This window comes from Chryseobacterium sp. KACC 21268 (genome assembly GCA_028736075.1).
GTDB lineage: Bacteria > Bacteroidota > Bacteroidia > Flavobacteriales > Weeksellaceae > Epilithonimonas.
This window is the reverse complement of record CP117875.1, coordinates 252,229-265,887: the sequence shown is the minus strand read 5'-3', so window position 1 is coordinate 265,887 and position 13,659 is coordinate 252,229. Positions and strand designations below refer to the sequence as shown.

11 protein-coding genes are annotated in these 13,659 nt (G+C 36.3%); all 11 read left to right on the top strand.

Features of this window, described 5'->3' with window-relative positions; genetic code table 11:
* Positions 1 to 85 precede the first annotated feature (85 nt).
* The 11 genes from PQ459_01330 to PQ459_01280 all read left to right on the top strand — a co-directional run bounded on the left by PQ459_01330 (position 86) and on the right by PQ459_01280 (position 13,642).
* Complete coding sequence (locus PQ459_01330) at positions 86 to 1,435, top strand: hypothetical protein (GenBank protein WDF47135.1); 1,350 nt, start codon at positions 86 to 88, stop codon at positions 1,433 to 1,435.
* 14 nt (positions 1,436 to 1,449) lie between these two features.
* Positions 1,450 to 2,499 carry an acyltransferase gene (locus tag PQ459_01325; GenBank protein WDF47134.1) on the top strand — a complete coding sequence of 350 codons (1,050 nt, stop codon included), beginning with the start codon at positions 1,450 to 1,452 and terminating at the stop codon, positions 2,497 to 2,499.
* An 89-nt stretch (positions 2,500 to 2,588) separates the two neighbouring features.
* Positions 2,589 to 3,719 (top strand): EpsG family protein, encoded by a 1,131-nt coding sequence (locus tag PQ459_01320; GenBank protein ID WDF47133.1) that lies wholly within the window; start codon positions 2,589 to 2,591, stop codon positions 3,717 to 3,719.
* A 7-nt stretch (positions 3,720 to 3,726) separates the two neighbouring features.
* Positions 3,727 to 5,286 (top strand): hypothetical protein, encoded by a 1,560-nt coding sequence (locus PQ459_01315; protein WDF47132.1) that lies wholly within the window; start codon positions 3,727 to 3,729, stop codon positions 5,284 to 5,286.
* A gap of 5 nt (positions 5,287 to 5,291) precedes the next feature.
* Complete coding sequence (locus PQ459_01310; protein ID WDF47131.1) at positions 5,292 to 6,362, top strand: formimidoylglutamase; 1,071 nt, start codon at positions 5,292 to 5,294, stop codon at positions 6,360 to 6,362.
* A gap of 4 nt (positions 6,363 to 6,366) precedes the next feature.
* Complete coding sequence (locus PQ459_01305; protein WDF47130.1) at positions 6,367 to 7,380, top strand: glycosyltransferase; 1,014 nt, start codon at positions 6,367 to 6,369, stop codon at positions 7,378 to 7,380.
* Between the two features lie 22 nt (positions 7,381 to 7,402).
* Positions 7,403 to 8,509 carry an MraY family glycosyltransferase gene (locus tag PQ459_01300; GenBank protein ID WDF47129.1) on the top strand — a complete coding sequence of 369 codons (1,107 nt, stop codon included), beginning with the start codon at positions 7,403 to 7,405 and terminating at the stop codon, positions 8,507 to 8,509.
* Between the two features lie 30 nt (positions 8,510 to 8,539).
* On the top strand, positions 8,540 to 9,409 hold the full coding sequence (locus PQ459_01295; protein ID WDF47128.1) for a polysaccharide biosynthesis/export family protein: 870 nt from the start codon (positions 8,540 to 8,542) through the stop codon (positions 9,407 to 9,409).
* Position 9,410: 1 nt separating this feature from the next.
* Positions 9,411 to 11,915 carry a polysaccharide biosynthesis tyrosine autokinase gene (locus PQ459_01290; protein WDF47127.1) on the top strand — a complete coding sequence of 835 codons (2,505 nt, stop codon included), beginning with the start codon at positions 9,411 to 9,413 and terminating at the stop codon, positions 11,913 to 11,915.
* Between the two features lie 177 nt (positions 11,916 to 12,092).
* Entirely contained in the window at positions 12,093 to 12,890 is a 798-nt protein-coding gene (locus tag PQ459_01285) for a DUF6089 family protein (GenBank protein ID WDF47126.1), read from the top strand.
* Between the two features lie 5 nt (positions 12,891 to 12,895).
* On the top strand, positions 12,896 to 13,642 hold the full coding sequence (locus tag PQ459_01280; GenBank protein ID WDF47125.1) for an isoprenyl transferase: 747 nt from the start codon (positions 12,896 to 12,898) through the stop codon (positions 13,640 to 13,642).
* The last annotated feature ends 17 nt before the right edge of the window (positions 13,643 to 13,659 follow it).

Genomic DNA, 13,659 nt, shown 5'->3' with positions numbered 1-13,659 from the left:
TTGTAAGGCTGTGTGCATTTAATTTTAGAGATTGCGGATTAATTTTAATATTTTTGACACTTCAAAACCCGAAACACAACTCAGGATGGGAGAAAAATTACAATGGGCAACGGTGAAAAACTTCCCTTGGATGGTTTTTTTTGTTGCAATTTTTATATGGATTGCCATTGCAGGTGCCAATTTCTATTATCAACTGCAAGGCGGTTTTACGGGAACTGGCCCGCTTTTTCCAATCTCTGTCATCTATCCCAATCAGTTTTTGTGGAGTGGATTTGTCTTCGCCTTTCTGTTTTTGATAAGTGGGATTTTAGCTTTCAACTATTCAGAAAAGCTGAATGTTTATCTTTTGTTTTTAGTGGCTATTATTCTTGTGGTTTTGGGAAATCTAAGTCAGGGAAATTTCGACATTGCTTTCTTACAACCGTTTTATCTGAAAGGACGACAATATTATGCTGATGCCATTAACATTACAGATGGCGCAGTTTGGCTTAGAGATTTCACCCAGAATCTGGAACATTTCCAGCTACACACCAAGACGCATCCGCCGTTTGTGACACTTTTGCATTTTTGGATTTTGAATATTTCTAGTATCGAAACATTGGCTATTGTTTTCTTTGCGATTGGTTGTTTTTCTTTTCCTTTGTTTTATAAAATTTTAGATTATCTAGGCTTCGAAGGAAGTAGAAAGAAGTGGATGTTGCTCCTCTTTGCGGTGATTCCATCGGTCAATATTTATCTGTTGGTTTCCATAGATTCTTTGGTGCTGACTTCCACGTTGATTTTTCTTCTGGGATTTGCAAGGATCTTTAATCAAAATAAAATAGACGTTGTTTCTTTTCTACTGGTTAGTTTAGGATTGATATTGACCAATCTGATCACATTTTCCGGACTGTTTCTCTTCGCGTTTTTAGGCTGTTTCAGTTTCTATTTTGTGTTGAAGGGCAAATGGAACTTTGTTTGGCTGAGTGTGATGGCGACGGTTATTTTTGTTCTGACTTTTCTGATGATCAGGGCAACAACAGGTTACAGTCATTTGGAAACCTTTTTGCAAGCTTCGCATTCCGAAAATCCGGATGGCTTCAGGCTTTTTCATCAGCCTTTTATTTATTTGATGACCAGGCTTGAGGATATTGGTGAGATCTTTCTTTTCCTGTCGTTTGGATTTTTAGCCATTTTCTTTTCTAAGAAATCTGGAACCGAAGTTTTAGGAAATCCGAAGATTAATATTCTATTTTTCTCAGCTATTTCCGCGTTATCCGCCATGCTTTTGACGGGCGCTTACGGCACGGGCGAAACGGCGAGAGCGTGTTTGTTTTTGGTGCCGTATTTTTTGATTTTGCTAAAGGATATTAATGCAGATCAATTCAGAATTTTGTTTTACCTGTGTGTTTTCCAGACGTTTGGGATGCAGATGATTGGGAATTTTTACTGGTAATTTAAAATTTGACGATGCTAAATAATTTAACTGGACTAAGGTTCTACACGGCACTTTGGGTTTTTCTTTACCACTTCAGCGTGTATATTGGCGGACTGGATAATTTCTTTTTTGATAAAGGTTATCTGGGCGTAGATGTTTTCTTTGTGTTGAGTGGTTTTATTCTCACGTATGCCTATTATAAAAGTTTCTTTTTGGAAGAGATTAGTTTCAAAAAATATTATAATTTTCTCCTCAAGCGGTTTGCAAAAATCTATCCGCTTCAGATCCTGACTTTTTTGATTGTTGGGGTTCTTTTGTATGTTGGGAAATATGTTTTCCATCAGAAAGATTTGATTATCAGGACAGATCATATTGTGTCAAATCTATTGATGATCCACGCCTGGAATCTTAATGATGCACTGAGCTGGAACACACATTCCTGGAGTCTGTCGGACGAATGGTTTGCTTATGTGTTCTTATTTGTTGTTTCGGCTTTCGTTCTAAAAATGAATAAACTAATTGGCCGGATTATTCTTGTTGTGGTGGTTTTATTTTTCGTTGTCAGATGGTTCAATATTGAGAATTTTGATCTGAACGAATATACTTACAATGGTCTGGAAAGGATTATTCCGGAGTTTTTTCTTGGGGTCAGTATAGGTTTGCTGAGGTTTGATCTTCCACTTTCAAAAATTGCGGCGAGCTTTGGTTTTCTGTTTAGTTTGACTGTTTTGTTTGTTCTCACCGTTACAGATTATAAGATGGATGCACTTTGTATGTTGGTTTTTGCGGGTATCATTTATTCCTTGTCGTTTCCGACTTATTTTGACTGGATTTTTGATTCAAAAAAGATGGTTTATCTGGGGAATATCTCTTTTGCATTTTATATGTTTCAGCTGACCGCTTTTTATCTCTTCAAACCACTTCAAAATTATATGGATCAATTAAGTCTGAATGAAAATATCTCCATTCCTCTCGAATTGTTATTTTTGATTTTGCTTAATTTGCTAATGGCTTCTCTGGCTTTTAGATATTTTGAAGAGCCGGCAAGGTTATATTTGGTAAAAAAATTAAAGAAGAATTGATGATTAATATTAAAACTCAATCCACATAAATCTTAAAATTAGAATTATATTTGGATGTTCTAAAAAAACGTACATAGCAAAGGCAGTTAATGGTATTTTTACACCCGATTTTTACAATTATCTTCGTGTTTTTGATTCTCTACAGTTTTGTGGAAGTCAATAGAGACGAGGATTCACGGACTCCGAAATTTATATTTTGGACTGTGGCTGTTTACATGATTGTCACTGTCGGCTACAGGAATTATGTAGGTGCGGATTATCCCGTGTATCTATCCATGTACAGCGAGTATTTTCCGACAGTAGATTACAATTTGCTGGTGGATAAAATGCTTTTTAGGGAATCAAGGATAGATGTAGAGTGGATGTACGCCATGCTCAACAAGTTTATCTATTCTTTTGGTTTTCCTTTCAAGGAATTTACGTTGGTCTGTGCGATTATCACTATTGGTGGGAAGTTGGCAGTGTTTTACAAGAACTCAGAGTTTCCTATCTTTTCCATCCTGATATTCTTTATTCCAAGTTATTTCATTGCAGATAGTGGGCATATGAGACAGGCACTCGGGATGACGATGTGTATGATCTCTTTCAAATTCATCAAGGAAAGGAAAGTCTGGTGGTACCTTTTATGTTTTTTTGTGGCGTATGGATTTCACAAATCTACCATCATCTTCTTGCCGGCGTATTGGCTTGTCACGATCCCGATGAACTCCAGTAGGATTTTCTATTCCATTATGATCTGTGTGATACTGTCGCCTTTTCAGGTTTATAATGCATTCTCATCTTTCCTGGATACGCTGAATGTGCAGGATGTTTCTAACGGTTACAATGGTTACATCAGTTACGAGTCGTCTGGATCCAGCTTTATGGATGGATTGATTCTCGTCTTCAGTTTGCTGCTGATTACTTATGACAAATCGGCCTGCAGGCGGATCTATTACTATGAATATATGCGGAATATACTGGTCGTAGGTGTTTGCCTCTACTTTATTATGAGAAGTAATCCCGTGTTTTCTACCAGGCTCGTAGGGTCATATCTGGGATTTGCGCCACTTGTAATTCCCAATATTATTGCCTCTATGGATAACAAAAATACAAAATGGATGTGGCACCTGTTTTTTGTGGGATTTATGATCTTTTATTATTTTGTATTTGCTCAGTATCAGGGTGCAGCAGGAAGATTTACGCCAGATCGATATCAAAACTACCTTTGGAGTTACTAATGAATTAATGATGAAAAAACAGACCATACTTATAACAATAATTCTAATTCTCGCCTTATTGATTTTTTACAATATCCAGGCGGTGACTGGTTTTGCAGGGCGATACATTTATCCGCTGGACGATGCTTACATTCATTTGTCTATGGCTAAGAACTTTGCAGAGTTCAGTGTTTGGGGAATTACGCAATATGAGTTTTCTTCCACAACTTCTTCTCCGCTCTTCACATTTCTGTTAGCGATTTTGATTAAGATTTTTGGCAATTGGGAATATATTCCGTTGGTTGCAAATACGATTGCTGGACTATTTTTGATTTGGATTTCTCATAATTATCTGAAGCAGTTTTCAAAATTGACCTACGCGGTTTTTTTGGCTTCAATCGTTTTATTAATGCCATTGCATTTGATGATAATGACAGGAATGGAGCACGTTTTCCACACCTTGACAATGGTTTTAGCGTTGCTCGCATTCAAAAAATATTTGGAAGATGAAGCGCCGAGAAATTTCTCTAATCTGGCTTTGCTGGCGATTTTAGCAACAGGTTTCCGTTACGAAAGTTTATTTTTCATCTTTTTTATGTGCGTCTATCTTTTCTTTATCAAGAAAGAATATTTTCAAAGCATCGCATTGGGATTGTTTGCGATGACGCCGGTTTTGATTTACGGTTGGATTTCTTTGGACCACGGTTCTTTTTTTCTCCCAAACTCATTGATTCTAAAAGGAAATACCAATGATGGAATTATCGGTTTTCTGACCAGAGTTGCCGGAAATGGCTATCGTGGAATTTCGGTTTTAATATTAATATTAATTTTATTAGTACAGATTTTCATCAAATCAAAAGGTCAAAGTATTTTCATTGATAAAATTAAAAATAATGCGATTCCAATTGTTGTCTTTTGTGGATTTACAATTCATTTGTTGTTCGCAAATTTCGGTTGGCTGATTCGTTATGAAGCGTATTTGGTCGTTGTGATTCTTTTTGCAATTGCGCCTCTTGCAGATGATATTTTTCAAAAGAAAGTCGGGAATCAAGTGTTGAAACTTGCGATGATGATATTGCTGCTAATAACATTCTCAATGCGATTTGTTCCTATGCTGAAACATCAGCCAAATGCGTCCAAAAATATTTTCGATCAGCAAATTCAATTGGCGGATTTTCTACACAAATATTACGGAAATTCCAAAGTGGTAGCGAATGACATTGGCGCTATTACTTATTTCAACAATATTCATTTGCTTGATACCTACGGACTCGGAAGCATAGAAGTGGCGAAGCTTCGAAAGGAAGATCACGGAAAATTTACCGATAACAAAAAACTTCAGGCATACATTTACAATACTGCGAAGTTGCATGATTTTGAGGTCGCTTTGGTTTTTGATGAATGGGTGAAAATGCCAGATTATTTTTCGAAGGTCGGTACACTGACGATCCAGAACAATTATATGGCTGGAGGAACTACGGTTTCATTTTATTCCATCAAAAAAGAAAATACAGATAAAGTAAGAAATCAGTTGGTTGAGTTTTCCAAACAGACGCCAAAAGATGTCATCATTAATATTATAAAATAGAATCAATGAACTTCGAAGATTTTATTATTCCACCAAGAAAAGTCCGAACCGAGAATTGGCAGATCGGAGACAAGATCACCAACGAGATCAAGGAAGACAGCATTGTTTTGTTGTTTTTGTCCGATTACCGCGGTGCAAACGGCGATGCCGACAGTCAGGAATTTACGCAGATCCGAAGAGAGTTTTATAAGCTTTCTCAACTCGATTTTGATATTCCGATTGTGGATCTGGGCGATTTGGTTTCCGGGAAAACGCCTCAGGATTCGCATTATATTTTGCAGGAGGTTTTGTCGGCTTGTCACTTCAAACACGCGATTCCGATTGTGATTGGCGGAAGCAACGACTTTGCTTTTTCGCTTTTTTCGGCGCTCAGTTTTCATCAGAAAGACATCAATTATACGCAGATCAGCAATGTGGTCTCTCTGAAACAGGATGAAGATATTCACGAGTCAAATTTCCTAAGCAAGATTTTGGGTTCCAAAAACTTCTCGATAAAAAATTATCATCACCTTGGTTACCAGAAACATCTGAATGAATCTGATTCTGTGAAATTGATTAAAGAAGTTCAATTTGACATTATCCGATTGGCAGAGATGATGAATTCCACCGAGAAAACCGAGCCTTATTTCCGAAAAGCAGATCTGGTGACCATCAACTGTGATGCTGTCGAAAGTTTCAACGAGGCTTTTTCCATCAATCCACAAGTGAATGGCCTTAATAAGAGGGAAGTTTGCGCGTATATGAAGGAAATCGGGCTTGGTGAAAAACTGAAGTCAGTAGGGATTTTCAATTATAATATTTACTCTGATTCTCAGCTCAATCATCAGCTTTTGGCGCAGATGCTTTGGTATTTGATCGAGGGAATCAATATTCAAAGGTCGCATCCGAAAGAGAAGTCTTTTGAAACATTTTTTGTTTTGATCAAGGATGAGCAATATGCTTTCAAGCGCGATGTTTTCAGCAATCTTTGGTATTTTGGGGAGGATGAGAATATTGACAATTGCATTCCGTGCTCGCGTTCGGATTTTGACGAGGCGAAAAGAGGTTTTCTAAGTCCGAGGTTTACAAGAAATTAAAAATATGAATCCTCAATTTCCTATCAAAGTTTCAATCATCGTTCCCGTTTATAATGTCGAATTATATCTGGAAAAATGTCTGTTGTCCTTGGTCGGTCAAACTTTGAAGGAAATTGAGATTTTGGTCATCAATGACGGAAGTCAGGATAATTCTCAACAAATTATTGAAGACTTTCAACAAAAATATCCGAATCAGGTTTTCGGTTTCATCAAAGAAAATGGCGGTCTTAGCGATGCACGAAATTTCGGGATTGATAGAGCGAAAGGAAAATATCTCGGTTTTGTAGACAGCGACGATTACGTTTCGGAAACGATGTTCGAAGAGATGTACAATCTTGCTGAAAAACATCAAGCGGAAATGGCGATCTGTAATCTTCAAAAAGTCGATGAGGTCGGAAACGTCACTCAAAAGTTGACCCAACTGCCAGGTTTTCCCGAGAAAATTGTTCTTGAAAATCATCTTTCTGTTTTTTCAGATATTTCCTATTTTGCCTGCAATAAGATTTTCCATAGAGATTTGTTTAATGGAAAACGATTCAAAAAAGGAATTCATTTTGAGGATATTGAGTTGATCCCACAACTTTTGCTCGAGTGCAATGTTTTAGCTTTTACCTCGAACTTTCATTATCAATATTTGGAAAGGCAAGATTCCATCAGCAAAAGTCATACAATGAAAGGGCTTGATATTTTGAAGGCAGTTGAAACAGTAGATCAGTCATTTCAAAAAAGTCGGTTTTCAAAACATACAATTGCATTGAAAAACTTCCATATTCTGGAAGGTGTTTACACATTTTTGGCCTATTTGGCATTCGTGAAAAAAGATGAAGATTTTTATAAAATGTCTCATTTTTTGGACGATTTCATTAGAATTAAAGGGCTAAAAATTAAAGATATATTGCAATTTAATCGCTTTGGTAAGAATTATCTATTATCTTTGCCACTGAAAAAAAAATTATATTATCTCTTGTACTTCTTCGGGTTTAAGGGACTTATCCGGAGATTAATGAGTAGAAATTGACATCCAGAAACATCAAACATCAATGAATAATTTCCAAGTTTTTCTAGAAAGTTACGGGATCTCTTTTTTCTATTTCAAGATGGTTTTGGGGTTTGCTTTTTCTTTTCTGATTACGTACCTCGCGATTCCAACTATCATAAAAATTTCCAGAAGAAAAAACCTGATGGATGAGCCTGGTGCAAGAAGTTCTCACCTCAGGAAAATCCCAAATTTAGGCGGAATAGCCGTGTTTTTCTCACTTGGTGTTTGTGCACCCATCTTTGCTTACGAACTTTTTGACCGTTACAAATTCCTTTTTGCATCCTTCATTATATTATTTTTTGTTGGTGTAATGGATGACATTATGGTTTTGCGGGCTTACAAGAAATTGTTGGCTCAGATTCTGGTTTCAGCTCTTATGGTTATAGGGTCGGATGTCAGGATCAGAAGTCTCTTTGGCGTATTCGGCGTTTATGAAATCAATTACTATATCAGTGTTCTATTTAGTATTTTCACTTTTATTATTTTGATTAATGCCTTTAATCTGATTGATGGAATTGATGGTTTGGCAGGCAGCTACACAGTTGTCACGAGTGCACTGTTTGGAATCAGTTTTTTCAGGTTGGGAAATCATAATGATCCATTGGTTATCCTCTGTGCAATTCTCATCGCTGCTTCACTCGGGTTTTTGATTTATAATCTATCGAATAAAAGAAGTACGAAGATTTTCATGGGAGATACAGGTTCTATGATATTAGGATTTTTGCTCGTATTTACAGGGATTTCGTTTATTGATATCTTCATCGCAAAAAGGGATGAAGTTTTTTATCATTTACAGTCGGCTCCTGTGATTGCAGTCGCTATTTTGATTTTGCCAATTATTGATACGATTACAGTGATCATTACAAGATTGTATCACAAGAAATCAATTATGTCTCCGGACAAAAATCACATTCACCACAAATTACTTAATCTTGGACTGACTCATAAAAGGTCTACCGCTTATATTATCGCATACTTTTTATTAATCATAACAGTAACTTATTTTTTTAGACATTATAATGTCAATCAGCTGTTGGTTATTATCTTGATTTTGGGTTTTATAGGTGCTTATTTACCAATATTTTTATTGAGATTCAAAAAAGATTAAAATTGTTATATTTTTGCAAAAAAAACATTAATGAAAAAAGGTTATTTACTTAACATATTTTTACTGCTTATTTTATTTGGGATGTCTTCCTGCATTTCTCAAAAAGACATCCGTTATCTGCAACCAAGTGAGAGTCTTACAATTAATGAAGAAGGCTTGGTTCCATATAATGTTCCAGAGTATAGAATTACAAAAGGCGATATTCTAACTTTGAACGTAGTCACCACGCCAAAAGGAGATGCAGCCCAGTTTTATTCAGCTCTTAATGCTTCATCATCAGGAGGTGCAGCCTCGCAAGCTGGTGCTACAAGTGGTGGAGGTCAATCTGGCGGAGGCGGCGGTAACGGTGGTAATGCGACTTTCTATTTTAATGGATTGAAAGTAGATTCCAACGGTGATGTTAATATTTTCGGAATTGGCTACGTAAAAGCAGAAGGACGTACAGTTGAAGATATGACGAAGGAAATACAGACCCGCGTCAATGAAAATTTTCTACAAGGAAAAGCCGAAGTGAGACTGAATCTGGATGGTATCCGATATTACATATTAGGAGATATGGAGTCCACGCAGGTTACTGGTGAGAAAACGGCGTATGTCACTCAACTTAATATTATGCAGGCTCTTGCAATGAACGGAGGTTTGAACCGTACTGTTGACAGAAAAAGTATTACCATTCACAGAAAATATCCGGAAGGTATCAAAACAGCGAAATTGGATCTTACAAGAGAAGATGCTATGAATTCGCCTTACTATTGGTTGCAAAACGGGGATATCATCTATCTGAATACAAATAAGAAAAGTATCAACGGATTTGGAAAAGAGCCGCTTCAGACTTTGACTACAGGAGTTTCGGTGATTACTACAGTAATGTCTATTTATTTAATTCTTAAGACGTTATAATATGATTCCTGACAAAAACGGAAAAAACACACAAGACTCAGCTCAAGTTGCTGAAAAGATGGGTTCATTCAATTTGTTTGATCCGCTTCATTTTGTGCAGAGAGTTCTAAGGAATTGGTATTGGTTTGTGATTTTAGGCTTTCTGGGATATTGCATCTCTTATGTTTATAGTAAATATTACGCACAAAGAGTTTATTCTTCTAGTCTTTCATTAAGTATATCAAATAATACAGCAAGCTATTTCACACCAAATCAATCAATTAATTTCATTTGGGGACAAGGTGGAAACCAGGATGGAGTATATCTGAAGAAAATATTGTTGTCCAGAAGCCACAATGAATATCTGGTGAAAAAGCTGGGTCTCAATACCAGTTACACTACAAAAGGTCTTATCAAAACAACTTATTTGGATCAAGAAGACAGTCCTGTTTTTCTTGAGATTGATAAAGATCATTTGCAGCAAGTCAATTTTCCTATTAATATCATCCCAAAAGGGAAAGATAATTATGAAATCGTTTTACCAGAAGAAGGTTCTTCAAAAAATCTCTATAATTATAATACAGAGAATATTGAAACGATTGGTTCTTATGCAAGACCAAAAAACAAAATTATCAAAATCAACGAATGGTATGAGTCTCCTAATTTCAGGTTCAAATTAGTCCCAAATCCAAATCCGCCTAACTTAGGATTGGAAAACATTATGGTGACTCTTATTCCAGTCAATCAGGCAGTCAATAGTATTATTGGCAGTTTGTTCGTAGAATTTGATAAGGAACTATCTTCTATTATGATTATTAGCAAAACGGGCTACAATCTGAATGGAACAGTTAATTTCCTAAACAACTCTGTACAGGAATTGATTAAAAAAAGATTGCTTGATCAGAACACTGTAGATCAAAATACAGTAGAATATCTTAATGACAATCTTACAAAAATTAGAAAAAAGCTAGATTCCAGCGGAACGGTACTTAATAATTTAAAAATCAATAACCGTCTTTTCGATATGGAAAATATCGATTCCAAAACGCTTGAAAAACTTACAGAACTGGAGGAACAAAAAGCGGAGTTGGTTACAAAAATTAACTCGCTAAATGACATAAAAGCCTCTGTAGGTACGAATAGTATTGAGAAAATCATCAGCTTAAATATCGCGGGAATAGAGGATGGCAGCTTCAATGCTTCGGTTTCGGAACTTAAATCACTCTACGCAAAAAGAAGAGAAATGGCGCAAATTTATACGCCTAACTCAGAACCAATGCGAGAAATAAACCGATTGATAAACGAGGCGAAATACACCTCACAAAGCGGATTGAAGAAATATTTCCAAGGTTACTATGATAAACTTGCAGCTCTAAACGGAGATATTGGCAAAATCGACCAGGAGCTGGTGACATTACCGGAAAAACAGCGTATCTTCTTAGATGCCCAAAGAGGTTATAACATTATTGAAAATACGTACAATACTTTGCTGACGGAGCAGGCAAAATCTCAGATGAGAGTTGCAACAAACCAAAGTAATCTGACCGTCATTGATAATGCAAAAAATCTTGGACAAGGACCAATAGCCCCGGATGTTAAGACCACTCAAATGCAGATTATTGGTGGCTTGCTTCTTTTCCCTCTTTTGTTTTTGCTTTTGGGAGAGCTGTTGGATAATAAAATTCGAAATCTTAAAGAACTGCTTTCAGCAACCAAAATTCCTTTATTGGGCGTAATTGGGCATAATAATTATGACAATAATCTTACAGTTTTAGAAGAACCAAAATCTTCTATTTCAGAAGCTTTCAGAGCAGTTAGAGCCAATCTTAGATTTTTGTTTGATGAGGAGCAGAACAGCAAGGTTATCCTTGTTACATCTTCCATCAGTGGCGAAGGTAAAACCTACGTTTCGATTAATATAGCATCTGTTTTAGGACTTAGTGGAAAAAAAGCGGTCTTGCTGGGGATGGATCTCCGGAAACCAAAGATATTTGGAGATTTTAATATCAACAACAAAAACGGAATTTCCAATTATCTTACAGGACAAGTAGAGTTAGAAGATATTGTAAATCACACAAGTATTCCTGGTCTGGACGTCATCACTTCCGGTCCTATTCCTCCTAATCCATCAGAGCTTTTGATGAGTGATAATAATATGAAATTCATAGAAAGACTAAAAGAAATCTATGAATATGTCATTATAGATTCTCCGCCGGTTGGATTGGTTGCTGACTCTTTTGAGCTTATCAAAAAAGCGGATACCACAATTTATGTTGTTCGTCACGAGTACACGGAGAAACATATGTTGAGAATGATCAGCGAGAAGTATTTTAATAAAGAAGTCACCAATCTTGGACTTGTTTACAATGATTTTAGTGTCAAGCAAGGTTACGGATATGGTTACGGTTATGGATATGGTTACGGCTACGGTTATGGCTACGGCTATTTCGACGAAGATAAAAACTATAAAGAACCGATGATTATCAAAATTAGAAACAAACTGAAAATGTTTTTCAATAAAAAATAAGAGCCTTTACAAGGCTTTTATTTTTTTTATAGACTATTTTGAAGATATGTGCGTTTTTATAACAATAATTTATATTTTTTCACCCTTATTTAACTTAACATTAAGAAGTTCCTTAAACTAAAAATGTTTTATATTTGCACCAAATTTTTGAATAATAGACGTTTCAGTAAATTGAAAATGAAGAAAGAACTAACTTATACCTTTATCGCACTATTTTGTTTTCTCAGCTTTGCCAAGGCGCAAAGACATGAGATTGGGGTGCAATTGGGTATGAGTAATTTTGTAGGAGACATTGGAAGAACAAATTATGTTCTGCAGAAACCACTTGGAAATGTTTCCGAAAATGGTTTGCCTTTCTATGGCGGATTGATGTATCGAATGAATTTTAATCCTTACCAAACGGTGCGGCTTAACCTTGGTTTTAGCAACATCCAGTTTGACGATAGATATGCCAAAGAAAATTACAGAAGAATGCGACAGCTGCACGGAACCAACTCCGTGTTCTCCGCTGATTTGCTTTTCGAGTATAACTTTCTGCCTGTGAATGATGAGCAGGTAAGTATGCTAAGCCCTTATATATTTGGAGGATTATCTGGTTTATATCTGGAAACTTCAAAACCAGAACTGACCATTAATTCCGCTACAGACGTGGCAGTGAGTTACAAACAGGAAAAAGCTTTTACGATGGGCGTTCCTTTCGGGGTAGGACTTAAATATAAATTTAATTATAACTGGGCTTTATCCGGAGAGTTCACGTTCCGTCCTACATTCTCAGATCAGGTAGATTACAGTTTGGTGGAAGAAGGTGATGTTACCGTAAAAAAAACCACCTTGAATGATGCTCAGACCGCAGCAGTTGTTCAAAGTTTTATCCAACAAAGAAATATCGGTAATCCAAATTCAAAAGATTGGATTAATTCCGCAACACTTATTTTGTCTTATTCTTTTGGAAGACCACCTTGCTATTGCAAATAACGATTATGCAGGACTTAAAAACACTTATAAACAAAGATAAACTTCCTCAACATGTGGCTGTCATTATGGATGGCAACGGAAGATGGGCAAAATCCAGAGGGGAAGAAAGAACTTTTGGGCACAAGAATGCTATAACAGCTGTTCGGAATGTGATCAATGCATGTAATGAAGTCCATATCCCATATCTTACACTTTACACTTTTTCCTCAGAGAACTGGAACAGGCCAAAAGAAGAAGTAGATACACTGATGAATCTCTTGTCGGAAACATTATTGCTGGAAGCGGAAGAGATATTCTCTAAAGGATTGAGAATGCACGTGATTGGTGACATCAGCACTTTGCCGGATCTTGTGAAAGATCAATTGTTGAACGTTGTAGAACTTACAAAAAACAACAAAGGCGGAAACTTGATTTTAGCCTTGAGTTATGGTTCACAGAAGGAAATCTTGAAAGCTGTAAAAGAAATAAGTCAAGAGGTGAAGGAAGGCAAAATTGCCGTGGATGATATCGACGAGAAATGTTTGGAAGATCACCTTTACACGAAGGATTTCCCGCCGGTAGATTTGATGATAAGGACTAGTGGAGAAGTAAGAATCAGTAACTTTTTACTTTGGCAAATAGCTTATGCTGAATTACAATTCCTAGATGTGCTTTGGCCGGATTTTACAAAAGATACATTTTTCCAATGTATTTTGGATTATCAGAATAAGGAAAGGAGATACGGAATGACAAGCGATCAGCTTACTTCATAAATATATTTAGAAAAGAG